Genomic DNA, 24,520 nt, shown 5'->3' on the forward strand with positions numbered 1-24,520 from the left:
AAGCGTTTCAAGAAATAGGAGATGCCATTGCCAGGTTCTTGTGGTTTCTTGGTGGAAGCTTATGATTACATGTATCAGCGCATGGACAAAACAACCGACAATCTTAAAACATTACAAGAAGATACTTTATACGGTAAAGAGAAAAAGAACTTGGCGTATGTAATTGGAATTATGAATATGATTCTGCACGGTATTGAAGCACCAAATATTATTCATACCAATACATTAGGTGAAAACATACGAGACATCCAAGAGAAAAATAGATACCACGTTATTTTAGCAAACCCACCATTTGGAGGAAAAGAACGACCAGAAGTACAGCAAAATTTCGATATTAAAACAGGAGAAACTGCTTTCTTGTTTATGCAACACTTTATTAAGAGTTTAAAAACAGGGGGTAGAGCAGCTATTGTGATAAAAAACACCGTTTTAAGCAATACAGACAATGCTTCTATAGCAATACGTAAACTATTGTTAGAAGGCTCTAACTTGCATACCATTTTAGATTTACCAGGCGGAACTTTTACAGGAGCTGGTGTAAAAACAGTGGTCTTATTTTTCCAAAAAGGAGAACCGACTAAAAAGATTTGGTACTATCAATTAGACCCTGGGAGAAACATGGGGAAAACCAATCCTTTAAACGACACCGATATGGCAGATTTTATTGCATTTGCAGAAAAGAAACCAGAAACAGAACAATCTTGGAATGTAAAAGTGGCAACTATTGATGAAGCTACGTTTGATTTGTCTGTTAAAAACCCAAACACGCCAGAAGAAGCACCTTTAAGAAGTCCTGAAGTGATTTTAACGGAGATGGAAATATTGGATACTGAAACCAACGCCATATTAAAATCTATAAAAGAATTACTATGAGCGGAAAAATAGCACCTATAATTCCCTCTGATATTGAGAGTAGAGTATTTGACGTTCAGGGAAAGCAAGTAATGATTGATTTTCATTTGGCTGAGTTATATTCTGTAGAAACAAAGCGACTAAATGAACAAGTAAAACGAAACAGCAAACGATTTCCTTCTTCATTTATGTTTCAGCTAACCAAGGAGGAATGGAGTGCTTTGCAGTCGCAAATTGCGACCGCAGAAGAAAACAGTGCTTTGCAGTCGCAAATTGCGACCACAAAAAGAAGAACAATACCCTATGTGTTTACAGAACAAGGGGTAAGCATGCTCTCGGCTGTTTTAAACAGTGATATCGCCATACAAGCAAGCATACAAATAATGAATGCGTTTGTAGAGATGAGAAAAGCAATTGGGCAAAACACCACTTTATTAGAGCTTTCTCATCAATTTAACCAGCACAAACTGGCTACCGACCATAAGTTTGAAGCTGTTTTTAAAGCACTGGAAGCCCCAGGGATTAAAAACAAACAAGGTGTTTTTTTTGACGGGCAAACCTATGATGCGTATGATTTTATGAATGGCTTAATTAAAAAAGCAAAAACAAGTATTTTGGTAATTGATAATTACTTAGACGATACTGTGATAACCCAACTCACTAAAAAGAGTACAAACGTGGCAGTAAATTTACTGAGTAAAAGTTTCTCTAAAAATTTGAAATTAGATATTGATAAAGCAAATTCGCAATACCCCACTTTTAAAGCGATTACTTTTGCTAAAGCCCACGACCGTTTTTTAATTATCGACCAAAAGGAAGTATATCACTTAGGTGCCTCGCTCAAAGATTTGGGTAAAAAATGGTTTGCGTTTTCTAAATTAGAAGCAGATTCTGTAAGTATTGTTCAATCTATTAAAGAGTTGATATGAGAGAAGGCTGGATAAAAAAAAAGTTGAGCGATTTAGGTGAAATTCAAACAGGAACAACTCCTTCAACTAAAAATAAGGAATACTACGGTGATTTTATTCCATTTATAAAACCACCTCATTTTAATCCTGACGGCACAATTGAATATGGTAATTCTGGATTAAGTTCTCAAGGCTTAAAAAAAGGAAGATTAATAAAAGAGAATTCAATATTAATGGTTTGTATTGGTGCAACTATTGGTAAAACTGGAATAACTAACATTCCAGTATCTTGTAACCAACAAATAAATGCATTTACACCAAATAAAGATTTATCTCCTAAATTCTTTTACTATCTATTAAATTCTTCAATCTTTTTTGAGAAAGTATTGTATCTATCTTCTCAAGCTACTTTGCCAATGATAAACAAATCAAAATGGCAAAGTATTGAAGTTACATTTCCAAAATCTCTTCAAGAACAAAAACAAATAGTAGCCATATTAGACAAAGCTTTTACTGCCATAGACCAAGCCAAAGCCAATATTGAAAAAAACATCGTGAATGCAAAAGAACTTTTTCAATCTAAATTGAATGCCATTTTTAGCCAAAAAGGTGCTGGCTGGAAAGAGAAGACTTTAGGGGAAATTGCAAATGTAAATTATGGCTATACAGATAAGTCAACTTCTGAAGGTGATTTTAGGTACATTAGAATAACAGATATTGACAATAATGGAGAATTAGACAAAAGCGGTAAGGTTTATGTAAAAACAACACCCAAATCTTTAGGTTTCATTCTGAATGAAAATGATTTATTAATGGCAAGAACAGGGGCAACTTTTGCAAAGGTTCTTCTTTATAAAGATTACGAACCATCTATTTTTGCCTCATACTTGATAAAGATTTCTTTTACAGAGAATATCTCAAATGAACTTTATTGGTATTTTACTAAATCTGGATATTATTGGGAGCAAGCTAATAGTCTTTCTACAGGTTCAGCTCAACCACACTTTAATGGTGCAGCATTAAAAAAACTGAAGTTTTCTTATCCTACTGATAGTGCAAAACAATATCAATTAATTGAAATTATAAAGGGATTTGATAATACATCAAAAGAAATTATTTCTCTTTACAGTAAAAAACTAGATTCGCTAGAAGAACTTAAAAAATCCATTCTTCAAAAAGCTTTTTCAGGAGAATTAACTCAAAAAGAAGTTGTGGTATGAATGAAGAAGACCAAATAGTTATTTTTAAACCTGAAGGTGCTAATACTTCTATAGAAGTACAAGTAAATGATGATACTGTTTGGTTGCATCGTAATCAACTAGCTACTCTTTTTGATAGAGATGTAAAAACTATTGGTAAACATATTAATAATGTTTTTAAAGAAGCTGAATTAGATAAAAAAGTAACTGTCGCAAAATATGCGATAGTTGAAAATAAAAAATGAAAAAAGAAAACCAAATAGAAATATATCAAGCTCAAGATGGCTCTACTCAAATTAATGTACAATTTGAGCAGGATACTGTTTGGTTAAATCAAGAACAACTTACCGCTTTATTTAATAGAGATAGAACAGTTATTAGTAGGCATATTCGTAATATATTTAAAGAACAAGAATTGGTTGAAGAAGAGGTTTGTGCAAATTTTGCACATACCACTCAACATGGTGCTGTTAAAGGTAAAACACAATCTCAAAACACAAAATATTATAATCTAGACGTAATAATATCTGTAGGTTATCGCGTAAAATCTAAACAAGGTACACAGTTTAGAATATGGGCTAATACTGTTTTAAAAGACTATTTGGTTAAAGGTTTTGCTATTAATGAAAACGATTAGCACAAAAAGAACTGCTGGTATGAGTGAAATAATTATTTACGAATCAGATGAAAACCAAATTCAAGTAGACGTTGAGTTTGATGGAACTACTGTGTGGTTAAACCTGAATCAATTAGCGACACTTTTTGGTAGAGATAAGTCTGTTATTTCGAGACATTTAAACAAGGTGTTCAAAAACAATGAATTAGAAAAAGATTCAGTTGTTGCAAAAAATGCAACAACTGCTTCTGATGGTAAAATTTATCAAGTAGAATATTTTAATCTTGATGCCATTATTTCTGTGGGATACAAGGTAAATTCTAAACAAGGTACACAGTTTAGAATATGGGCTAATACTGTTTTAAAAGACTATTTGGTTAAAGGTTTTGCTATTAATGAAAAACGATTAGCGCAAAAAGAACAGCAAATAAAGATGCCACATCGTGGCAACATATTAATAGCCAAAAAACATAAGACATTTAATTTAAGCTCCATAGGAGCGTTATAATATCATGGCAAACACATACACACAATTGTATTTTCATATTGTTTTTGCAGTAAAAGGCAGAAATAATCTCATTGCGGTTAGGTGGAAAGATGAGTTGTATAAATACATTACAGGTATCATCTCTAATAAAAACCAAAAGCTCATGATTATTAATGGAATGCCTAATCATGTTCACTTATTAATCGGCACAAAACCCAATTGCAATTTATCCGATTTGGTAAGGGATATTAAAGCCAATTCATCTAAATGGATGAATGAAAAACAATTTGTAAATGGTAAATTTGAATGGCAAACAGGATTTGGAGCGTTTACGGTAAGTCAATCTGCTGTAAATAATGTTCTAGATTATATTAAAAATCAAGAAGAACACCATCAAGTAAAAACATTTAAAGAAGAATATATTGGTTTTTTAAAATCCTATAATATTGAATATAAAACGGAATATCTTTTTACAGATGATTAATATCGCTCCCAATGGAGCTACAACCTATAATAAATGAACGAAGCACAAACCAAACACGATTTAATAGAACCTGCATTGCGTAAAGCAGGTTGGGGAGAAAATGGCAGTCGTTTGCGTTTGGAGTTTCCGATTACAAAAGGGCGTTTAATTGGCCAAAATAGAAGAGCTACACCCCTTTTTGCAGATTACGTACTAGAATACAAAAACAGAAGAATTGGCGTTGTAGAAGCTAAAAAAAGAGACTTGTATTACACAGATGGTGTTGGTCAAGCCAAAGACTATGCAGAGCGTTTAGACATTAGGTTTACCTACGCTACCAATGGTTTGCAAATCTATGGTATTGATATGGATGAAGCCACAGAAGGTGATGTTTCTAAATATCCTACACCAGATGAACTTTGGGAAATGACCTACCCAGCTCCTAAAGAAGCATACAAAGTTGAAATCGCAGATTGGGCAGCGCGTTTGTTTTCAGTTCCTTTTGAAGATAGAGGTGGCACTTGGCAACCTAGATATTACCAACAAAATGCAATAGCTAAAGTTTTAGAGGCTATTTCAGAGAAAAAAGATAGATTACTATTAACCTTAGCCACAGGAACAGGAAAAACAGCCATTGCTTTTCAAATTGCTTGGAAATTATTTCATGCTAAATGGAACCTAAGACGTGATGGGTCTAGAAGCCCAAGAATATTGTTTTTAGCAGATAGAAACATATTAGCAGACCAAGCTTTCAACTCCTTTAATGCTTTTGATGAAGATGCTTTGGTGCGTATCAGTCCGAAAGAAATTAAAAAGAAAGGGAAAGTACCTACCAACGGAAGTATCTTCTTTACCATTTTCCAAACCTTTATGACCAATGCAAAACAAGAAGGGGATGAAGAAAACGAAGATGAAAACTATTCAAGAGCAGCAGAAGCACCTGTAAAATACAATGCAGATGACTTTAATTTTGGTCAATATCCAAAAGACTTTTTCGACTTCATAATTATTGATGAATGTCATAGAGGAGGTTCTAGAGACGAGAGTTCTTGGCGTGCGATTATGGAACATTTCTCACCAGCGGTTCAATTAGGTTTAACGGCAACACCAAAGAGAGATGTAAATGGAGATACCTATGATTATTTTGGAGAGCCCGTTTATAGTTACAAATTAAAAGAGGGCATTAATGATGGTTTCTTAACACCATTTAAGGTCAAAGAAATAAACACTACGATAGATAATTATGTGCACACTTCTGGTGATGAGGTAGATGGTGAAATTGAAGAAGGAAGGACGTATTCAGAATCAGATTTCAACAGAATTATAGCCATTAAAGCAAGAGAGGAATACAGAGTAAAGCTCTTTATGAACTTGATAAATCAAAACCAAAAGACGTTGGTTTTCTGTGCTACACAAATTCATGCCGCAGCAGTTAGAGACTTAATCAATCAATATGCAACAAGTAAAAGCACCAACTATTGCCACAGAGTAACTGCAGATGATGGTCAAATTGGGGAACAACATTTACGAGATTTTCAGGATAACGAAAAGAGCATACCAACCATATTAACAACTTCACAAAAGTTAAGTACAGGAGTTGATGCACCTGAAATTAGAAATATTGTTTTAATGCGACCTGTAAACTCTATGGTAGAGTTTAAACAGATTGTGGGAAGAGGTACACGCCTTTTTGATGGGAAAGATTATTTTACAGTGTATGATTTTGTGGATGCACATCACCACTTTCAAGACCCAGAATGGGATGGTGAACCTTTAGAGCCAGAACCGCCAACAGCAGGAGGAGCTACAAGAGACTGTAATATTTGCGGAGAAACACCTTGTGTTTGTGAAAGACCAGAAGAAGAAGCTTGTCCAGCATGTGATAACATTCCATGTGTTTGTGATACGCCACCAAGAGCAATGATAACAGTTCGACTCTCTGACAATCAAGTAAGAGAAATAGATTCTATGGTACGAACTTCATTTTGGAGTCCATCAGGAAAACCAATTTCATCACAAGAATTTGTTGCGCAGTTATTTGGAGACATCCCTTCATTTTTTAATGATGAAAACCAATTACGTACACTTTGGAGCGTGCCAAGTACACGTAAGAAACTGTTAACAGAACTAAGTGAAAAAGGATATACGAATTCGCAATTAGAAGATTTAAGACACCTTATTCATGGTGAAGACAGCGACCTTTTTGATGTATTAAGTTTTGTTGCGTACCACAAAGAACTGGTTCCAAGATTAGAAAGAGCAAGCAGAGCTAAAGTTCAAATGAACACTTATAATCCAAAGCAACAAGAGTTCTTAAACTTTGTGCTAGACCAATATGTAAGAGAAGGTGTAGACGAATTAGATATTGATAAATTATCACCTTTATTACACTTAAAATACAATAGTATTACAGATGCAAAAAAAGAATTGGGTGCTGTAAAATTGATAAAAGAAACTTTTATTGGTTTTCAAGAGTACTTGTATAGAGATAGAGCTTAAAAGGTTGCTGTCATTGCGACACCATCCGTCATTGCGCCACTCGAATCCGTCATTTCGAGGCAGGAAGCAATCTCATGGAGTAGGAGGGAATGACAACTAGATTGCCACGTCGTACCTCCTCGCAATGAAGACTAATTAACAATCAAAAAAAATATAGTTTAAATAACACAATCATACCATACTTTTCACTACATTTAAGCTACAGTGAAAAACACTTAAAATAGAAATGTTATGGCTAAATCACAAGATTCAAAAAAGAATGTAAAAAAGGAACCAGCAAAAACAACAAAAGAAAAAAAAGCTGCAAAAGTGGCTAAAAAAGCTGCACGTAGTTAATAGCTTTCCTATAGATTTATAAAAACCACGTTCATGAACGTGGTTTTTTAATTGAAAGCATTTATCTTTATCTTTTAATAACGCATACGCTTAAAAATTATGGACATAAAACTTGCAGTACTTATAGACGGAGACAACATCCCTTCTGCTTACGTACAAGAAATGATGGAGGAAATTGCTAAATATGGAAACCCAACCATAAAACGTATTTATGGCGATTGGACCAAACCAAATCTTAACAAGTGGAAAAGCTTGTTGTTGGAAAACGCCATAACACCGATACAGCAATACGGATATACAACAGGTAAAAATGCAACAGATTCTGCCATGATTATCGATGCAATGGATATTCTGTATTCAGAGAAAGTAGACGGTTTTTGTTTGGTGTCTAGTGACAGCGATTTTACACGTTTGGCAACCCGTTTGCGAGAGGCAGGAATGAAAGTGTATGGTCTAGGGGAGAAGAAAACACCAAAACCTTTTATTGTAGCCTGCGATAAATTTATTTACATCGAGATTTTAAAACAGCAAGCTTCTAAAAACGAAGAGGAATCTGCAGAAACAACAGTAGAAGCCAAAAATGAATATGACAAAATAACCCAAAAAGAGATTCGTTTTATTGCAGCAACCATAGATGATGTTGCAGATGATGATGGTTGGGCATTTTTAGGAGATGTTGGTGGATTGCTACAAAAGAAACAACCTAATTTCGATTCTAGAAACTATGGTTTTCAGAAATTAACCCCTTTAATTAAGTCAATTCCTGCTTTCGAAATCGAAAGAAGAGAAACCACAAAAGGACGTTTGAAACTTATTTACGTAAAGATTAAAGAAGTGAAGCCTAAGGGGAAAAAGAAATAGGATAACGCTATTGCGAGGCTGTTCGCCATTGCGAGGCTGTTCGCCATTGCGAGGCAGAAAGCAACCTGTTTGTTACAGCTCCTAGATTGCCACGTCGTACCTCCTCACAATGACATTCGAATTCGTTATTGCGATGCGCGAAGCAACCTGTTTGTTACAACTCCTTGATTGCCACGTCGTACCTCCTTGCAATGACACTCGGATTCGCCATTGCGATGTAGGAAGCAACCTGTTTGTTACAACTCCTAGATTGCCGCGTCGTACCTCCTCACAATGACACTCGAATTCGTCATTGCGAGGCAGAAAGCAACCTGTTTGATGCAACTCCTAGATTGCCACGTCGTACTTCTTCGCAATGACACTCGAATCCGTCATTGCGAGGCAGGAAGCAACCTTGTTTGTTACAACTCCTAGATTGCCACGTCGTACCTCCTCACAATGACACTCGAATTCGTCATTGCGAGGCAGGAAGCAACCTGTTTGTTACAACTCCTAGATTGCCGCGTTGTACTTCTTCGCAATGACGCTTGGTCTCGCAACAAGTATTACAACACTTTAACAACTTCTTTAAAAAGTGTAATCATTTTTGGTTCTGCTTTGCCAGCAATGGCAATAATTTCTGCTATAGCTACCGGTTGTAAATTTTTAGGATCGCATTCATCTGTTAATACAGAAATAGCTGCACAAGGCAAGTTTAGTTGTTTGGCCACAATAACTTCTGGCACAGTACTCATACCAACAGCATCGGTTTCTAGTATTTGCAGCATTCTATATTCTGCTCTCGTTTCTAATTGCGGACCTAAAACACTTGCATATACGCCCTGGTGTAATTGAATTTTGTGTTCTTGCGCAATTACTTTCAGTTTGATGTTTATTTCTTCGGAATACGGTGCTAGCATATCGGCAAAAATATTTCCGAAATTATTTGCACCCTTAAAAGCCAAAGGAGAGCTTCCTTGTAAATTAATATGGTCTTCAATCAGCATTAAATCTCCTTTTTTATAAGAAAGATTAATTGCGCCAGCAGCGTTAGAAACGAGTAGGTTTTTAATGCCCAAACCATGCATGGTTCTTATTCCGTACGTAACTTCCCATGCATTGTAGCCTTCGTATAAATGAAAACGACCCGCCATCACCACTACTTTTTTACCTGATAATTCTCCGTAGACCAACTTGCCAGAATGAAACTCTACTGTAGCCACAGGAAAATTAGGAATTTCTGCATACGGAATCTCTTTTTCTATTGAAATTTCATCCACTAGTTTTCCTAGTCCTGTTCCTAATACAATTCCTACTTCAGGATTTGTAATTCCGTTTGATTTTAAAAAATCGATGGTTTCTTGTAATTGTTGTTTTTTCATCTGTATATAAATTGTTGAAATGCGGGATGGTGTTCAATGTCTTCAAAAACATCTACATCATTCAGCTCTGGTAACAAAAGTACTTTTTTATCTTGTAAATCGGCTAATGTTGCTGCCCTAACCGTTTCTGTACCCCATTCTTTGTTGTAAAAAACGGCAGTATGCAAAGAATTCATGCCTAAAAGATAATAACCACCATCTTCTGCAGGCCCTAAAACAACATCATTAGTATCTAAAGCGGCAAAAGCATTGTCTACCGTTTCTGAGGATAAATCATACAAATCGCTCCCAATAATTAGCACCTTTTCATAGCCTGCTTCGAATCCGTTTTTAAAAGCATGTAACATTCTAATGCCTAAATCTTGGCCAACTTGTTGGTGTTTTTGAAAAATAGTGGCATCCCAAAGATCTGCCTCTCTAATTTTTACGGAATAATAAACGGCTTTGTCAGAAGCAACCTTCAGCGCAATGTCTCTTGTTCTTTCTAGTAGCAATTTATAGATTTCTAGCGCAGTAACATCTCCCACAGTTTTAGCCAAACGTGTTTTTACTTTCCCTAATTCGGGGTTTCTTGTGAAGACTAATAATAGATTTTTACTTTTTGTTTTTTTTATCATTACTGAAACAAATTTCTATGTGTAATCATTTAAAATTTTAATATTGAAAAGATATAACTAGCCAATGGGTACTAATATACTTTCTCTCCTTTTGTAAGCCACTTGCTCCAATTTTTATTAAAAGTATGTACTTTTTCTGTTTCGGTTCCTAAAGTATCTACTACTTTAAAATTGGCATTTTTCCATTCGAAAATACCTCCGTATAAATTGTACACATTTGTATAGCCCTCTTTTATTAATTTGTGAGCAACGGTTTCCGAACGAATGCCTATCGAGCAATACACTACAATTTTTGTGTCTTTATCTTTTGGTAATTTGGCTACAGTTTCTTTGGTGTTAAAATGGGCATAGCCAACACGCATAGCATCTTTTAAATGACTCACTTTAAATTCTTTTGCTGCTCTTGCGTCTAATAAAATAGCGTTGGTTGTAGGTAAAGCCAGCGTTTCTACAGAGATGTACGGTACATTTCTTGTGTTCCATCTGTCTAATAATTTGTCTAGTTTATTTTGCCCAGATGTGGTGGCTGTTATCAGTAAAAAAAAGAGGCATAGTTTCTTCATTGTTTATTTTATTTGTGCACTTCTGTCATTGCGAGGCAGGAAGCAAGCTGTTTCTAAAAGAGTGCTTGCTTCCTAAACTCGCAAAGACTTTTTGAAAACGGTTAACAACAACCTCCACCGTCATAATGAAACGTAGATTCTGAAAAGAAAATATCATCTCTTCCTAATGCTTGCAAAGCAGCAGTAGTTTTGTCGCAAATAGCCAAAGGTTGATTTTTTACTAAAGTATGTCCCAATCCATCATCAAAATAGTCTTCATCACCATAATAAATAGCAGCTCTGCCTGTAAAAATACAAGGGCCGTCTGCTGGCATTGGGTCTTTTATAGCAGCAACTTCGATTGATTCTATGTAAATTAATTCGTCTGTAGGGTAATTCTTTGGATCTAAAATACGGTATGGTTTTCTAGCTCTAATTTCAATCGTACCAAAACCAGCATCTGTCAATGCTTTTACATAATCTGCTATAGACAAGCTTCCACTCAAACAAAGCGCACGCAAACGGTCGTCATTTCGCAATTCATCATTCATTGGTTGCTCACAAGTAGGGTCGCTCATGACTAATTTTCCGTGAGGTTTTAAAACGCGGTACATTTCTGCAATGGCTTTTTTTAAATCATCTGACTTAAAAATATTAAACAAACAATTTTGGGCAGCAACGTCAATCGAATTATCTTCTACAGGCAAATCCATCGCATCCCCTTTGCGTAAATCGACAAAATCTGCCTTAAACCAGTCATTTTGTTCTTCCGCAATTTTAAAGTTTTTACGAGACGCTTCTAACATTTCATCGACCACATCTAAACCAATTACGCCGCCTTTATTTCTGTTAAAGTAAGCAAATTGTAACAATTCCATTCCGCCACCAACACCAACATACAACATTTTAGGGTTGTTGGTTAAATCTCTTGCATGTACCGTAGAACCACAGCCGTAGTTCATTTCTTGCATGATTCTAGGAATCTTTAATCCCGGCAATTCCCAAATAGGATTTGTGGTGCAGCAAAGACCAACATCTGGTGTTAAAGCTGCTTCTTTGTATACATTGTGTGTTGTTTCTAAATAACTCATAAATTATTATTTAAGGTTTTAATTCTATTTTTTTGAGGTTACGGTTGAATTCTGAAGCCTTGTAAACCAGTTTCTACGGATGGTAAAATCTCTGTGTTGTCCCAAATTCCGGTAACAATAGTCCTCGAATATGCTTCTGGTAACAAACCGTTTTGCATTAATTTACTTGTTAACTTGTAATTGTAATTTAATGTGTGATGTGTAAAGTTAAAGCTTTCTTTTGAATCCTCTAGGATTGCATACCAAACATCTGGCTTCCCATCATTTGCAGGCATTCCTATAACACCAGGGTTTAGCCATAGCTGCTCTTTTTCTTGATGATGAAATGGCAAACCACAATGACCTGCAATAATTACAGCACTATTTGTCGCTTTAAAATTTGGTTTTTTAAGCGCCCAATCCGTAGATTTAAAAATAAATTCTGATACATTAAAATAAGAACCATGAACCACAGTTACTTGCTGTTTTGCATATTCAAAATGGATGTTATTGGGCAGTGTTTTTAGAAAATCTAAAGAGTTTTTAGACAATTTACTTTGTGCATACGGATACCACAATTGAGAAAACCCGTCACAACGAGAACCTGCTCTAAAATCGCAACCACAATCTGCTGCATTTTCTCTTAACTGAATTTCTACATTCCCAACAATACTTTTTGCGCCCCACAATTTAAACAATTGTACCGTTTCTTCTGGTTGTGCACAATAGCCAACAATATCGCCCGTACAGAAACAGTTTTCTGGTGCAATATTTTCTTTTTCTGCAATTTGTTTTAAAGCTTCTAAGGCTTGTAAATTGCTGTAAACGCCACCAAAAAGTAAAGTTTTGCCTGATATTTTGCCTAATTCGGCTATTTTTTGATCCATTTTGGTATAAAATATAAAATGATACAACTTAAAATTCCCCAAACATTTACCCACAGTAATGAGGCGTATTTTCCTTTTGTAAAAATGAAGGCTTCCGGAAAAACATCAAAAATAAGAAAGAAACCGAAGAGCAATCCGCAGAAAACACTTAAATAAAAACTAATTTTTGGCACTTTTACATTCCAAAAAATAAAAATAGGAGTGAGGCCAATAACCATCGTTCCAGAAATGGTGGTGGCAGATAAAATTTCCGCATTTAAAAAGACAGGTATTGTTCCTAAAACGGCAACGATAAGCATGGTAATTCTACCAAAAGAAACCGTTTTTTTGATGTTTAAATCGATGGCGATTAACTTCGAAAAAGAAGAAAAAGTAGAGTCTAACGTTGAAGCTGCTGAGGTAATCATGATAAAGTTGATGACTAATAAAAGAACAACCCCAAAGGCTTTACCAACTTCTACGGCTGCTTGACCAGACATTCCTTTTGTTTGCGCATACACCCCAATGACACTGAACAATACGATACAGATTGCGCCTAAAACACTTGCCCATAGAAAGCTTTTTCTAGTTACTTTAGGAGAAGAAATAAAACCCCTGTCTGTTAAAACAGGATCGTGAAAAGGGTAACTAAATGATTGAATAATCGCTGCAAAAAAGAGGTTCAAACCGAGTTCAAAACTCCAAGTTCCTGACGTAACTATTTGTTGTGTAGAAAAATCATCTGTAGAGAAAATAGTTGCTAAAATGATGATTAATAAAACAGCAAACAACACCATTTGTATCACATCTGTAAAAATAGAACTGCTCAATCCGCCTTTTAAAGCGTAAGATAATGTGAGTAAAGTAAAAATAATAATAGCCCAATAATAGCCGCTAGTTCCTTGAGCACCAAAGTAATTTCCAATGACCATGGTGTTGCTCCAAACTTCATTAAAAAGGCGAAAAGCAATAAGAACAGAAAAGATTGCCATGGCATTTTTACCGAATTTAGAAATTAAAAATTCGTGAATACTTTTAAAGTTTCCTTTGGATCTTAATTGATAAATAATAACTCCCGCAACGGCAAAAGATAAATAATACCCAGCATACGCCACGCCACCAACCAACCCAAAAGACAGGCCTAAGTTTGCTGCGTTGGTAATGCTTTTTGCAAAAATCCAAGAAATAATTAAACTACCCGTTAACACCAACGTATTGGGTGCTTTTTTCTTATGTACCGCTTTAAAAAACTGAGCGGTGGTTTTTGCAAGCGGAGATAAAAAGTACAAGGTTACACTTGAACAAATTATTAAAATCCATTGCCAATTTATTACTTCCATATATTTTTTTAAAAGACCTCACAGCTTTTTTAAAACCTGTGAGGTCTTTGTTATTTCTACTTCTTTTATAACTGTGTAAGATTATTCATTCCACCAAACTTTTACGTCTAGACTGTTATTGTTTGTAGCCGTTGCTGCTACTTTATAATTTTCTGAATTTAAAGACGCAGCTTCGGCAGGATATGGCATTCTCACAGGAATTAAACCATTATTTAAACTTGCTGAAACCTTTTTTAATGTCGGAAAACCTGTTCTTCTGTATTCAATCCATCCTTCATAGCCATTCATTAGAGCAGCAATCCATTTCTGAGTACTAATTTGTTCTAAAGGCGATTTTCCTACGGCGTTGTAATTTGCTTTTCCGGCTAAATAAGTCGCAGGTAAATTGGTGTTCCAATAGTCAAAAGCTTGCGCAACCGCAGTAGCATATAAAGTTGCTGCATTTGCTGTAATAAATCCTTTTTGGGCGGCTTCTGCTAGTAAGAAACTGGTTTCCCAAGCTGTTATAAAGTTGGCATCTAAAGTAGCGGTGTCTTCTCTAAAAATAGTTCCTGCTAAAGAATATTCAGACAATGCAATCGAAGTTGATGAAGCATCAATTCCGTTTATTAAACCATTAAATTCATTAGAAGTAGCATTTGCAAAAGGCCTGAAAAATGTACCCATTCTATCATCATTTAAGTCCGTTAGAATTTCTTCCATGGTTTCAGAGAGGACAAAATTATTAAAATCTCCCACTCTTAATTGTGCCAAACGAAAGCTGTTTGGTGCTGAATTAGTAAAATCGAAAACGGCATTTTCACTATTATTTTTGATGTAGTTCCCTTCTGTAAATAACGTTTGCAATTGCGCAGCAACATTCACTTTACCAGAAATACGAACCAAATATTTAATTTTTAATGAGTTTGCAAATCGTATCCAAGCAGTTACATCTCCACTATATAAAATGTCTCCTTCTAACGGAATTGAACCCGTATAGGCATGTATGGCAGCAATTCCTTTGTCTAAATTATCTAAAATTCCGTTTTCATTTTGATAAATGGCTGACTGTAAATCATATTTTGGCGTAACCGTTCCGTCTATTCCGTTGAAAGCTTCAAAATAAGGAACATCGCCAAACAAATCAGTCAAGCCTGCAGCCATATATGCTTTTAAAATTAAAGCAGGCCCTTCATACACTGCGAAAGCAGGAGTTTCTTTGGCTTGTTTTAGAATGATTTCATTATCACGTAAATTGGTGTAAAATATTGACCAAGGATTCCCTCCTAATTGCGGACTCTTTAAATCGTGTCTGTCAAATAAATTAAAATCTAAAGCAGTTCTGTGTTGCGCTAACAAATCGCCAGCGACAAAACCTTCGTAGCTCATGTGCTCTCCAAAGTCATACACAACTTGTCTTAATAACAAACTGGGTTGTACTGCAACGGGTGCATTCGGATTTGTATTTAGATTCTCAAAATCATTGGTGCAACTCGCAAATGTGAACGCTAAAATTGCAATTGTATAGCTGTATTTTTTCATTGTAAATTTCTTAAAAATTAAACCCTACTTTAAAACCTAAACTTCTGCTAGAAGCGTAACTCATATCTTCCACGCCGCTTACAAAACCGTTTCCTTGCACCGCCAATTGCTCGGGATCGAAATGCGGATTTTCAGTAATTACAAATAAATTGTTTCCAATAAATGAGAAATTCATAGTAGAGGTGTCTTTCAATCCTAAAAAACCTTCAGTAATATTTAAAGTATAGCCCATAGAAAACTGACGTAATTTTAAATAAGAAGCGTCGTACACATTATTTTCTTCGTGGTTTCTGTCATAAAATTGTCTGTAGTAACTTTCTGCAGAAACAGCAACGGTGTTCGATTGACCGGTATTTACATTTAGTCCTTGTGCAACAATTCCTGCAGTTGGTCTGTTTGCAGTTTCTGCTAATTGACCACCAACATTTCCTAATGCTCTGGTTCTAGAAACAATTTCTCCTCCTTGTCTCCAATCGAATAAAAAGCTAGCTGTAAAATCTTTGTAAGTGAAACTGTTGTTCCATCCTAACGTAAAATCAGGATTGTAATTCCCTATTTTAATCAAATTGTTATTGGCTATAAAACGGCCATCATCATCTAACAGAAATTGTCCGTCTTCATTTTTCTGATATCCTGTTCCGTATAAATCTCCCACGTGTCCGCCTTCTTCCACTTGAAACCAAACGGTCTGGTTTGCACTGTTGTAAATTCTGCTATACGCCAAAGTTAAGCGCCCTTCTTCTTGTGGTAAATCTTTAATGACTGATTTATTAGTTGCAAAATTAAAAATGGTATTCCATTTAAAAGCTGCGGTTTTAATAGGTGTTCCTCCTAAAATAATTTCAACACCTGTTGTATTTACTTTTCCGCCATTGATAACTTGTTGGTTATACCCTGAAGAAATTGCAATGGGTAATGAAATAATTTGGTCTTTAGTTGTTGCATTGTAATACGTAAAATCGATATTTAATCGGTCTTTAAAGAAGCGAATGTCTGCTCCAAATTCATACGAAGTAGTGAGCTCTGGTTTTAAATTTGCATTCGGAATAAAATCTTGATTGCTAAAAGTTGGTTGCCCGTTAAAGGTTGTCTGCGATACAAATGCACCCGATGTTTGATACGGATTTGTGTCATTACCAACCTGTGCAACACTTGCTCTTAATTTTGCAAATGAAATATTTTCTGGCAATGCTGTTAAGTTTGATACAATAAAACTCGTTGAAATAGACGGATAAAAGAAAGAGGTTCCGTCTACAGAAAAAGGAGTTGCCAATGCGCTAGACCAATCATTTCTTCCCGTAATATCTACATATAGATAGTTTTTATACCCCAGTTTTGCAATTCCGTATAAAGAATTAATTCTCTTTTTAGCATCAAACTGAAAAGCTTCAATTGGTGAAGCTGCATTGTTTAAACTAAAAATACCTGGTTGCGCCAAATTGGTGGTTTGTAGCTGTTTTGTGGATGCCGTTTGGTCTAATCGATTCCCTCCAAAAGAAGCATCAAAAGAAAATACACCAAAATTATTTTTATAATTCATTAAGAAATCTGTATTTATTTCTCTGTAAAAAACATCATGTGCTGCATACGCGCCGTTTTTAAAACGATTCGAGCTAAAATGACGCTTAAACTTCCTTTTTTCTGAGGAATAATCCATTCCAGAACGCAAGGAAACACTTAAGTTGTCTGTAAATTTATGATTGATGGCAACGTTGCCAAAAAGACGATCTCTATTAAAAGAATTGGTGTTCTCTTTTAGTATAAAAAAAGGATTGTCAAAATAGGTATAATTAAAATTATATTGTTGCACGCCCTCTAAACCAGGTTGCCAATAGGCTCTTAAATTATTAATGTTTAGAGATCTTGGACCCCAAGCAACCAAAGAATAATTTGCGTTTTCACTTCCATAACCGTTTGCAGGTCTATTATCACTGCTAGAATTTACGTAGTTCAAAGAAGTTGTAATTTTTGTTTTTTCAGTCGGATTAAAATTCATTTTTAAAGCCGCCGTTTTTCTGTCTAAATTTACCCCAGGAATGATAGACTCGCTTTCTAAATCGGTTAAAGATAAACGGTAAGAACCGCTGTTAAAACTATTTGTAATAGCAATATTATGAATGGTTGTAACCCCTGTTTGATAAAAATCTTTTAGATTATTAGGGTTCGATTTAAATAATGTTGGCGTAATAGATACATTATTATACAAAGAAGTATCTCCACCACGTATTGCTGTTCCGTCGGGCAATGTTACCGGAGAATCAAATTGAGCAATGAAGTTTCCTGCATCTAATTTTGGTCCCCAAGAATAGGTAATTAAATCATTTGTTCCGCCACCTAAACCATCTACGTATTCAAAATTACTTGCGTTTCCTTGTCCGTATGTATTTTGAAATTCTGGCAATCGAAAAGCACTATCAAAAGTAATAGAAGAATTGAGACTAACACCTAGGCCTTTTGTTTTACGTCCGTCTTTTGTTTTAATTACAATAACTCCGTTAGAAGCTCTTGTACCGTATAAAGCGGCTGCACTTGGGCCTTTTAAAACCGTTACAGATTCAATATCATCCGGGTTTACTTCCATGGCGCCATTTCCAAAATCTATTTCTTGAAAACCAGCAGCAGCTTCATTTGTAAAGTTAAAAACGGTGTTGTTGTTAATTGGCGTTCCATCAACCACAAAAAGCGGATTGTTATTAGAGAAAGAAGCTTCACCACGAATGGTTATTTTTGAGGACGAACCCACTCCTGTTGCGCCTTGAGAAATAGTTACCCCCGCTAATTTACCCGCTAAATTATCTAAAAAGTTGGGTGTTTTTACCTCCGTAAGTTCTGTTGCTTTTAGTTCTTGAACTACATACCCTAGCTCCTTGGTCTTTCTATTCACACCCAAAGCAGTAACTACAACTTCATTTAAACTGGTTTGTTGTTCGGTAAGTTCAATATTGATTTGTGTTTGATTTTCAACCTTTATTTTCTGAGTTTGATAGCCTAAATACGTAAATGTTAAAAACTGATTTTCATCTAAAACGGCAATTGTGTAAAATCCGTCTAAATTAGAAGTTGTTCCGTATTTTGTAGATGAAATATTCACCGAAGAAAGTATTTTACCTGTGTCTTTATCGGTGATAGTACCGGTAATTGTTATTTGTGAAAAACTGATGCTTGTAAATAGCAACAAAATCCACATAGAAATGTCTTTCATGTAGTCATCATTTGTGTAAAAATATTTTTTAACCTAAACAGAAGTCTGTTCGAGCGCAGTTGAGAATTTCTCATTTAAGAACAGCACCTTTCTATAAACAGCGTTTGTACTTTCTAGCAAATAAGTATTTGATTTCAGTAATGCTCAAGAGGCTAAGTGTGCTGAGAGATAATTCTAAAAATTAGTTACGCAAAAATAATTGGAGAACCTTTGTTTAAGTTCTTAGAAAATGAAGTTTTTAATATTGAGAAACCTTCTTCAAAAAAAGTACTTCTAAAAGTGAAGTCTAATTTTTGTAAAAGTTTTAAGATTGATAGCGGAATTGCTTTAAAACTATTTAAGATAAATTGAATATCTTCCTTAGAATCAAGATCACTTAGCAATTCTAAAAACTGAACCTCTAAATTTTGAGCAGTTGCTATGTTGGCAATTTTTTTATGTAAACGATTGGTTTGCCAAGGTAGTTTTATGAAATTTTCTTTATGAAATTGGGCCTTTTTAATTCCCATTAAATAAAAACCACCATCTTTAGAAGGGCCTAAAACGACATCTTTTGTTTCTAGTTGCTGTAAAGTGGCTACTAAATGATGTGTTTTTAAATGCGGTGTATCATTACCTATGGTAATTACCTTATCAAAACCTTTTTTGAAAATAGTATCAATAGCATTCGAAAAACGTTCTCCGAAAGAGTTTCCTACTTGTTGTTTTTCTGAAATATGAAAATATTCAATTCCAGATTTTTCTACCGTTTTTAAGGTTTGGGTATTCAATGCAGAAAAAACTTCCGTAGAAAGAAAAGACTTTCTTTCTACTTCTTTTTCCGCAGAATTCGCAAAAATTAATATGGCAGTTTTTTTATTCATAGATTACACAACAACTCCTTGACAACTACTTCCTGCACCAGCAGTACAACCGTAACAATGCTGATTTATAATAATGTTTCTGTCTTGTAACAACTCTTCATTATAAGCTGAAATGTGCTTCACTTTACTAGCTACCTTTAGATTTAACATTTGATTGAAATCACAATCGTACAACCAACCATCCCAACTAATTGAAATGGTGTTTGTACACATTACGTTTTCTACAGCAGTAGGGTTGTAGGCATCTAATAACGAATGCATGTAATCTTCATAATTATCTGATGCAATTAAGTAATCTAAAAAACGACTAATTGGTAAGTTTGTAATGGCAAAAAGTTGGTGAAAATCGATGTCAAATTCAGTTTTTAACGCTTTTTTAAAATCGTTTTGTAACGCCATTTGATCTCCAGGTAAAAATGCTCCAGAAGGATTATAGACCAAATCTAATTTTAAATCTGACCCCTCTAAACCATAACCAATCGCATTTAATTCTTGTAATGCTTTAATAGATTTATCGAAAACACCATCTCCACGCTGCTTGTCCGTTTTTCCACGTGTCCAATGGGGCATAGAAGAAACAACATGTACTCCGTGTTTTTTGAAAAATTCAGGCAAATCGTAATACTTCTTGTTGGCTCTAATAATTGTTAAATTAGAACGGACAATAAAATCTTTAATTCCTGCTTTGGATGCTTCTTCTACAAACCATCTAAAATTCGGATTCATTTCTGGCGCGCCACCTGTTAAATCTAATGTGTGTGCTTCCGTTTTTTTAATAACGTCTAAACACTGTTGCATGGTTTCTTTGGTCATGATTTCTTTACGATCTGGCCCCGCGTCTACATGGCAATGTCCGCAAACTTGGTTACACATATACCCCAAGTTTATTTGCAGAATTTCTAATTTTTTAGGACGCAGAGGAAAATGACCTGTTTCTTTTATTTTTTCAGCAAATGTTGGCAATTCTCCGTTTGCGAAAATTCCGCCTGAAAGAATTTCCATTTGACGAGACGTTTTTGCAATGTCGTTATTTCTTGCTTTTAGTGATTTTGTAACCATTTTTTTTATAGTTCTCTGTATTCAGTTGCAGTAAACCGTTTCTTAGGAATTCCCTTAAAACTATTTGCGCTTTTAAATACAATTCATTTTTTAATGTAAACCTAACTTTCTATTTGCTTTACTTATCTACGTAGAAAATTGTGGTTTGGTTTTATACTAAATCTAAGTTAAACAGCTGAATGTCTCACAGAGCCTGTTGAAGTATTTCTTTAATAAAGACTTAATTCTCAAGAGGTTTTTGGTTCTTCTAATGATCCTATCGGTAAATTATTAGCAAGAGATCCTTCGTTCCTGAGGATAAGCAGTCTGTGAATTCTTATTTAGAGGTCCTTCGTTCCTCAGGATAAGCAGTCTGTGAATTCTTATCTAGAGATCCTTCGTTCCTCAGGATAAGCAGTCTGTGAATTCTTATCTAGAGGTCCTTCGTTCCTCAGGATAAGCAGTCTGTGAATTCTTATCTAGAGATCCTTCGTTCCTCAGGATAAGCAGTCTGTGAATTCTTATCTAGAGATCCTTCGTTCCTCAGGATAAGCGACCTCTAAAATTTTGCCCCAAAAGGCAAAATTAGAGTCTGCTTACATTTCTAATTTATCCACTTTATTCATCATTTGAACTCCGTGTACCAACGTTGCACCACTTTTAATGGCAGCACCCACATGAATTGCTTCCATCATTTGTTCTTTGGTAACACCGCGTTGCAAACTGTCTTTGGTGTAGGCGTCTATGCAATACGGACATTGTTCTGTGTGTGCAACTGCCAATGCGATTAAAGATTTTTCGCGCGCCGTTAAAGCACCTTCTTCAAAAACTTTACCATAATAGTCAAAAAACTTGTTTCCAAGATCTTCGCTCCATTCTGTAATTTTTCCGAATTTTCTTAAATCGGCAGCATCGTAATATGTTTTAGACATTTGTATCTTTTATGAAATTAAAAGTGAAAGATAATAATTTATTTATCGTTTAAAGACCAGTCATATCTTAAATACCTAATTTTAGCTTTCGGACTTATTTTTATTTCTGAATAGGTATTTAAATAATCGACAACGGTACCCTTTTTAGTGAAATCATCTTTAAACCAATCGAAAATTGAAGAGATTTGAACGTTCTTAGTGGAAATTTTATTTCTTGTTGCATCGTTAACAAACGTTTTCATTAATTTTTCTAAAGTAGCGTCTACATTTTCTTCAGTAAAAGCCTTGTTTTCTAGTTTCGGACAAGAACCAGAAGCGCAATTTACGCCCACATGAATTCTGGGGTCGAACAACGTTTTACGTAAAATTTCATGTTCTATATAATCTAAAGTGTAGGTTTTGCCACCCACTCTTGCAAAAGGAATTTTCCAAGCAGTTTTTCCGCCTTCTTTAATAGCTGTAATGCTTTTTAGAGGGTAATTTTCTAAGATAATTTTAATGGTGTAGGCGTTGTAAGCGTTCATCCAAAAAGCTTTTTGTTTGTTTTCTGACCAAGAAACCGCTGGAGTTCTTTTCTCTACATAAGAAAGGTACCTGTCTAACTTCGCTTCCTCACTTTTAAAAGCGTTGTAATCTACCCTTCCTTGGTTGGTAACGTGCTTTTGTAATAAATTATTAAAAATTGAAGTCTGTGCGTTTCCTTGCGAGAAGTAAAGTAGCATTGTACATAATAAAAGTATTTTTTTCATTGGTGTGCGATTTCTGTTTTTTTAGACGAAACCTTTTACTATTGATTACAAAAGAGCCTCTAAATTTTCTTTATTTGTTGATGCTTTTTAAAGGTAGCTTCTAAATATGCTCTTCCTTTGAGGATGTTATTGGTTTGCAAACAAGTTTAGCCCCGATTGAAGCAATTGTTTGAGCTCTTTTTATTTTTATAAAAAAGCGAGTGCGAAAAGCGGGATTAGCTTCAAATAAAAATGATTATTTTTGCCGAGAATTAAACGAATAAACAACGACACAAATACATAATTTATGAAAGCATATATTTTTCCGGGTCAAGGAGCACAATTTACAGGAATGGGATTGGATTTGTACGAAAGTTCTGCATTGGCGCAAGAATATTTTGAAAAAGCAAACGATATTTTAGGGTTTTCTATCACCGACATTATGTTTGAAGGAGCTGCAGAACAGTTGAAAGAAACGAAAGTTACGCAACCAGCAATTTTCTTACATTCGGTGATTTTAGCAAAAGTTTTAGGAGAAGATTTTAAACCAGAAATGGTTGCAGGACATTCTTTAGGGGAATTATCTGCATTGGTTGCAAACGGAGTTTTATCTTTTGAAGACGGATTAAAATTGGTTTCTAAACGAGCTTTGGCAATGCAAAAAGCATGTGAAATTGCACCTTCTACCATGGCGGCAGTTTTAGGATTGGCAGACAATATTGTAGAAGAGACTTGTGCAGAAATTGATGGAATAGTAGTTGCTGCGAATTACAACTGTCCGGGGCAATTAGTAATTTCTGGTGAAATTACTGCGGTTGAAAAAGCGTGTGAAGTCTTAATAGAAAAAGGAGCTAAAAGAGCCATTTTACTGCCTGTTGGTGGCGCATTTCACTCCCCAATGATGGAGCCTGCAAGAGAAGAGTTGGCTGCAGCCATTGAAGAAACGGTATTTAGCGAGCCTATTTGCCCAGTGTATCAAAATGTTACGGCTAGTGCGGTTACAAATGCAGATGAAATTAAGAAAAATTTAATGCTTCAATTAACGGCGCCAGTAAGATGGACGCAGTCGATACAAGCAATGATTGCCGATGGTGGAACTGAATTTATCGAAGTTGGACCTGGTAAAGTTTTACAAGGTTTAATGCGTAAAATTGATAGGTCTGTTGCCGCTAGTGGAGCTACTTTGGCAGAATAATTTTATTATATAGTTATAAAAGAAAAAACGAACTTGTGAGAGTTCGTTTTTTTTTATGATTGATTTTTTTTTGGTTTTGTTGAGGTTGTTGTATATGGTTTGTTGGGTGTTTAAGCGGTGAAACTTATGAATAAAAACCGAACAAAGAAAGTCCTAAAGGACTTTTATAAATTGGCTAAAATTAGCAATTAATTATACACGGTGCTATGAGGTTTTTTACTTTTATAGGACAGTTATTATAGTTACTAACCATATAAAAATATTGTGTAATATTTTATCTTTTTCCAAAATAAATGTTTTTTATAACCTCTCCTGTAAAATCATCTTTTTCTTCAACAGTCGTATATACTATTTTAGCACCTCTAGTCACAGTGATTCTATAATCTTTTGTTTTTAATAGAAATTCAGTATCGCTAACCTCTACAGTGCCAGTAAAAACTTTTGTAAATTTAGAAGTCCCAATAAGTTTATTCATAGCTTTACTATTCCCTTTAATTAATTTAACAGTTATTGAGTCTTGATACACTATAGTTTCAAATACCATATTGGGTGTTGTGTAGCCTTTTAGAATCCAATTTTCAGTTTGTACAGAATCTAAAATCTCTACTTGTGCAGATGAAGCTAAACTAATTAAACCTATTAGTATTAATAATATTTTTCTCATAATTCTATATTTGGTTGTTAAATTTATTTATCATTCTGATTTCGTTAGTTAAGATAGTATTCGTGTTTAGGTTTGTGAATTATTAATTAATCGTTTTTCAATGCTTGGATTCAATGTTCTACTTAAATTACACACAACTCTAATGATATAAAATCGTTTCATTGTTTTATATTAGAAGTGAACGAAGTTAGCTTTTTAAAAACATAGAAACAAACTAAATTGGTTCTTTAGTGGTTGTTTTAACTTCTATTGTTTGTAACAATGATTGCGGCTATTTCGAGACTTTACTACTAGTTTAATGTTTTGGTGGAGTAATTTATAAAACAAAAAAAATCCCAATTTCAAATTTGAAATTGAGAC

At 34.8% G+C, this 24,520-nt stretch carries 23 protein-coding genes; 10 read left to right on the plus strand and 13 right to left on the minus strand.

What is annotated here, in order from left to right; genetic code table 11:
• Positions 1 to 21 precede the first annotated feature (21 nt).
• From ES045_RS09455 to ES045_RS09495, 9 genes are all read left to right on the plus strand, one after another.
• Positions 22 to 873, plus strand: coding sequence for a class I SAM-dependent DNA methyltransferase (locus ES045_RS09455; RefSeq protein WP_223267222.1), 852 nt, complete (start codon positions 22 to 24; stop codon positions 871 to 873).
• On the plus strand, positions 870 to 1,781 hold the full coding sequence (locus ES045_RS09460) for an ORF6N domain-containing protein (RefSeq protein WP_147115816.1): 912 nt from the start codon (positions 870 to 872) through the stop codon (positions 1,779 to 1,781). The genes ES045_RS09455 and ES045_RS09460 overlap by 4 nt, the downstream gene beginning before the upstream one ends.
• A complete protein-coding gene (locus ES045_RS09465) occupies positions 1,778 to 2,980 on the plus strand; it encodes a restriction endonuclease subunit S (protein WP_147115818.1) in 1,203 nt (400 codons plus the stop codon). The genes ES045_RS09460 and ES045_RS09465 overlap by 4 nt, the downstream gene beginning before the upstream one ends.
• Entirely contained in the window at positions 2,977 to 3,204 is a 228-nt protein-coding gene (locus ES045_RS09470) for a hypothetical protein (RefSeq protein ID WP_147115820.1), read from the plus strand. The genes ES045_RS09465 and ES045_RS09470 overlap by 4 nt, the downstream gene beginning before the upstream one ends.
• Positions 3,201 to 3,596, plus strand: coding sequence for a virulence RhuM family protein (locus tag ES045_RS09475; protein ID WP_147115822.1), 396 nt, complete (start codon positions 3,201 to 3,203; stop codon positions 3,594 to 3,596). Before ES045_RS09470 ends, ES045_RS09475 begins: the two co-directional genes overlap by 4 nt.
• Entirely contained in the window at positions 3,583 to 4,083 is a 501-nt protein-coding gene (locus ES045_RS09480; protein WP_223267223.1) for a virulence RhuM family protein, read from the plus strand. Before ES045_RS09475 ends, ES045_RS09480 begins: the two co-directional genes overlap by 14 nt.
• A 4-nt stretch (positions 4,084 to 4,087) precedes the next feature.
• Positions 4,088 to 4,546 carry an IS200/IS605 family transposase gene (tnpA, locus tag ES045_RS09485; protein WP_147115824.1) on the plus strand — a complete coding sequence of 153 codons (459 nt, stop codon included), beginning with the start codon at positions 4,088 to 4,090 and terminating at the stop codon, positions 4,544 to 4,546.
• Positions 4,547 to 4,579: 33 nt separating this feature from the next.
• Positions 4,580 to 7,024, plus strand: coding sequence for an EcoAI/FtnUII family type I restriction enzme subunit R (gene hsdR, locus ES045_RS09490; protein WP_147115826.1), 2,445 nt, complete (start codon positions 4,580 to 4,582; stop codon positions 7,022 to 7,024).
• Positions 7,025 to 7,459: 435 nt separating this feature from the next.
• Positions 7,460 to 8,221 (plus strand): NYN domain-containing protein, encoded by a 762-nt coding sequence (locus ES045_RS09495; protein WP_147115828.1) that lies wholly within the window; start codon positions 7,460 to 7,462, stop codon positions 8,219 to 8,221.
• Between the two features lie 545 nt (positions 8,222 to 8,766).
• On the opposite strand, the gene ES045_RS09500 is transcribed toward ES045_RS09495, so the two are convergent.
• The 12 genes from ES045_RS09500 to ES045_RS09555 all read right to left on the minus strand — a co-directional run bounded on the left by ES045_RS09500 (position 8,767) and on the right by ES045_RS09555 (position 22,322).
• On the minus strand, positions 8,767 to 9,582 hold the full coding sequence (locus tag ES045_RS09500; protein ID WP_147115830.1) for a purine-nucleoside phosphorylase: 816 nt from the start codon (positions 9,580 to 9,582) through the stop codon (positions 8,767 to 8,769).
• The gene (locus ES045_RS09505; protein WP_147115832.1) at positions 9,579 to 10,199 is read right to left on the minus strand and encodes a TIGR04282 family arsenosugar biosynthesis glycosyltransferase; all 621 of its coding nucleotides are present in this window, start codon (positions 10,197 to 10,199) and stop codon (positions 9,579 to 9,581) included. Before ES045_RS09505 ends, ES045_RS09500 begins: the two co-directional genes overlap by 4 nt.
• Before the next feature lie 71 nt (positions 10,200 to 10,270).
• A complete protein-coding gene (locus ES045_RS09510; protein WP_147115834.1) occupies positions 10,271 to 10,762 on the minus strand; it encodes a rhodanese-like domain-containing protein in 492 nt (163 codons plus the stop codon).
• 101 nt (positions 10,763 to 10,863) lie between these two features.
• Positions 10,864 to 11,832 carry an arsenosugar biosynthesis arsenite methyltransferase ArsM gene (gene arsM, locus ES045_RS09515; protein WP_147115836.1) on the minus strand — a complete coding sequence of 323 codons (969 nt, stop codon included), beginning with the start codon at positions 11,830 to 11,832 and terminating at the stop codon, positions 10,864 to 10,866.
• 38 nt (positions 11,833 to 11,870) lie between these two features.
• Positions 11,871 to 12,698, minus strand: a complete 828-nt coding sequence (locus ES045_RS09520; protein WP_147115838.1) for a metallophosphoesterase family protein — start codon at positions 12,696 to 12,698, stop codon at positions 11,871 to 11,873.
• Positions 12,683 to 14,017, minus strand: coding sequence for a sodium:solute symporter (locus ES045_RS09525; RefSeq protein WP_147115840.1), 1,335 nt, complete (start codon positions 14,015 to 14,017; stop codon positions 12,683 to 12,685). The genes ES045_RS09520 and ES045_RS09525 overlap by 16 nt, the downstream gene beginning before the upstream one ends.
• A gap of 81 nt (positions 14,018 to 14,098) precedes the next feature.
• Complete coding sequence (locus tag ES045_RS09530; protein ID WP_147115842.1) at positions 14,099 to 15,538, minus strand: SusD/RagB family nutrient-binding outer membrane lipoprotein; 1,440 nt, start codon at positions 15,536 to 15,538, stop codon at positions 14,099 to 14,101.
• Between the two features lie 10 nt (positions 15,539 to 15,548).
• A complete protein-coding gene (locus tag ES045_RS09535) occupies positions 15,549 to 18,740 on the minus strand; it encodes a SusC/RagA family TonB-linked outer membrane protein (protein WP_147115844.1) in 3,192 nt (1,063 codons plus the stop codon).
• A gap of 185 nt (positions 18,741 to 18,925) precedes the next feature.
• On the minus strand, positions 18,926 to 19,603 hold the full coding sequence (locus tag ES045_RS09540) for a DUF2064 domain-containing protein (protein WP_147115846.1): 678 nt from the start codon (positions 19,601 to 19,603) through the stop codon (positions 18,926 to 18,928).
• Between the two features lie 3 nt (positions 19,604 to 19,606).
• Positions 19,607 to 20,662: an arsenosugar biosynthesis radical SAM (seleno)protein ArsS gene (gene arsS / locus ES045_RS09545; protein ID WP_147115848.1), complete on the minus strand. Its 1,056-nt coding sequence runs from the start codon at positions 20,660 to 20,662 to the stop codon at positions 19,607 to 19,609.
• A 575-nt stretch (positions 20,663 to 21,237) separates the two neighbouring features.
• Positions 21,238 to 21,573: an arsenosugar biosynthesis-associated peroxidase-like protein gene (locus ES045_RS09550; protein ID WP_147115850.1), complete on the minus strand. Its 336-nt coding sequence runs from the start codon at positions 21,571 to 21,573 to the stop codon at positions 21,238 to 21,240.
• A 38-nt stretch (positions 21,574 to 21,611) separates the two neighbouring features.
• Positions 21,612 to 22,322, minus strand: coding sequence for a DUF547 domain-containing protein (locus tag ES045_RS09555; protein WP_147115851.1), 711 nt, complete (start codon positions 22,320 to 22,322; stop codon positions 21,612 to 21,614).
• Positions 22,323 to 22,608: 286 nt separating this feature from the next.
• On the opposite strand from ES045_RS09555, the gene fabD reads away from it, so the two are divergent.
• Positions 22,609 to 23,496, plus strand: coding sequence for an ACP S-malonyltransferase (fabD, locus tag ES045_RS09560; protein WP_147115853.1), 888 nt, complete (start codon positions 22,609 to 22,611; stop codon positions 23,494 to 23,496).
• A 274-nt stretch (positions 23,497 to 23,770) separates the two neighbouring features.
• Here fabD and ES045_RS09565 read toward each other — a convergent pair whose 3' ends face one another.
• On the minus strand, positions 23,771 to 24,160 hold the full coding sequence (locus ES045_RS09565) for a hypothetical protein (RefSeq protein ID WP_147115855.1): 390 nt from the start codon (positions 24,158 to 24,160) through the stop codon (positions 23,771 to 23,773).
• Positions 24,161 to 24,520: the final 360 nt, after the last annotated feature.

It is taken from the genome of Polaribacter sp. IC073 (assembly GCF_007997075.1).
Lineage (GTDB): Bacteria > Bacteroidota > Bacteroidia > Flavobacteriales > Flavobacteriaceae > Polaribacter.

Coding starts and splice junctions, on each gene's coding strand:
- ES045_RS09540 (WP_147115846.1), bottom strand. CDS start 19,603: ATGAATAAAAAAACTGCCATATTAATTTTTGCGAATTCTGCGGAAAAA.
- tnpA (WP_147115824.1), top strand. CDS start 4,088: ATGGCAAACACATACACACAATTGTATTTTCATATTGTTTTTGCAGTA.
- hsdR (WP_147115826.1), top strand. CDS start 4,580: ATGAACGAAGCACAAACCAAACACGATTTAATAGAACCTGCATTGCGT.
- ES045_RS09465 (WP_147115818.1), top strand. CDS start 1,778: ATGAGAGAAGGCTGGATAAAAAAAAAGTTGAGCGATTTAGGTGAAATT.
- ES045_RS09510 (WP_147115834.1), bottom strand. CDS start 10,762: ATGAAGAAACTATGCCTCTTTTTTTTACTGATAACAGCCACCACATCT.
- ES045_RS09555 (WP_147115851.1), bottom strand. CDS start 22,322: ATGAAAAAAATACTTTTATTATGTACAATGCTACTTTACTTCTCGCAA.
- arsM (WP_147115836.1), bottom strand. CDS start 11,832: ATGAGTTATTTAGAAACAACACACAATGTATACAAAGAAGCAGCTTTA.
- ES045_RS09505 (WP_147115832.1), bottom strand. CDS start 10,199: ATGATAAAAAAAACAAAAAGTAAAAATCTATTATTAGTCTTCACAAGA.
- ES045_RS09455 (WP_223267222.1), top strand. CDS start 22: ATGCCATTGCCAGGTTCTTGTGGTTTCTTGGTGGAAGCTTATGATTAC.
- ES045_RS09565 (WP_147115855.1), bottom strand. CDS start 24,160: ATGAGAAAAATATTATTAATACTAATAGGTTTAATTAGTTTAGCTTCA.
- arsS (WP_147115848.1), bottom strand. CDS start 20,662: ATGGTTACAAAATCACTAAAAGCAAGAAATAACGACATTGCAAAAACG.
- ES045_RS09535 (WP_147115844.1), bottom strand. CDS start 18,740: ATGAAAGACATTTCTATGTGGATTTTGTTGCTATTTACAAGCATCAGT.
- fabD (WP_147115853.1), top strand. CDS start 22,609: ATGAAAGCATATATTTTTCCGGGTCAAGGAGCACAATTTACAGGAATG.
- ES045_RS09525 (WP_147115840.1), bottom strand. CDS start 14,017: ATGGAAGTAATAAATTGGCAATGGATTTTAATAATTTGTTCAAGTGTA.
- ES045_RS09475 (WP_147115822.1), top strand. CDS start 3,201: ATGAAAAAAGAAAACCAAATAGAAATATATCAAGCTCAAGATGGCTCT.
- ES045_RS09530 (WP_147115842.1), bottom strand. CDS start 15,538: ATGAAAAAATACAGCTATACAATTGCAATTTTAGCGTTCACATTTGCG.
- ES045_RS09520 (WP_147115838.1), bottom strand. CDS start 12,698: ATGGATCAAAAAATAGCCGAATTAGGCAAAATATCAGGCAAAACTTTA.
- ES045_RS09470 (WP_147115820.1), top strand. CDS start 2,977: ATGAATGAAGAAGACCAAATAGTTATTTTTAAACCTGAAGGTGCTAAT.
- ES045_RS09495 (WP_147115828.1), top strand. CDS start 7,460: ATGGACATAAAACTTGCAGTACTTATAGACGGAGACAACATCCCTTCT.
- ES045_RS09480 (WP_223267223.1), top strand. CDS start 3,583: ATGAAAACGATTAGCACAAAAAGAACTGCTGGTATGAGTGAAATAATT.
- ES045_RS09460 (WP_147115816.1), top strand. CDS start 870: ATGAGCGGAAAAATAGCACCTATAATTCCCTCTGATATTGAGAGTAGA.
- ES045_RS09500 (WP_147115830.1), bottom strand. CDS start 9,582: ATGAAAAAACAACAATTACAAGAAACCATCGATTTTTTAAAATCAAAC.
- ES045_RS09550 (WP_147115850.1), bottom strand. CDS start 21,573: ATGTCTAAAACATATTACGATGCTGCCGATTTAAGAAAATTCGGAAAA.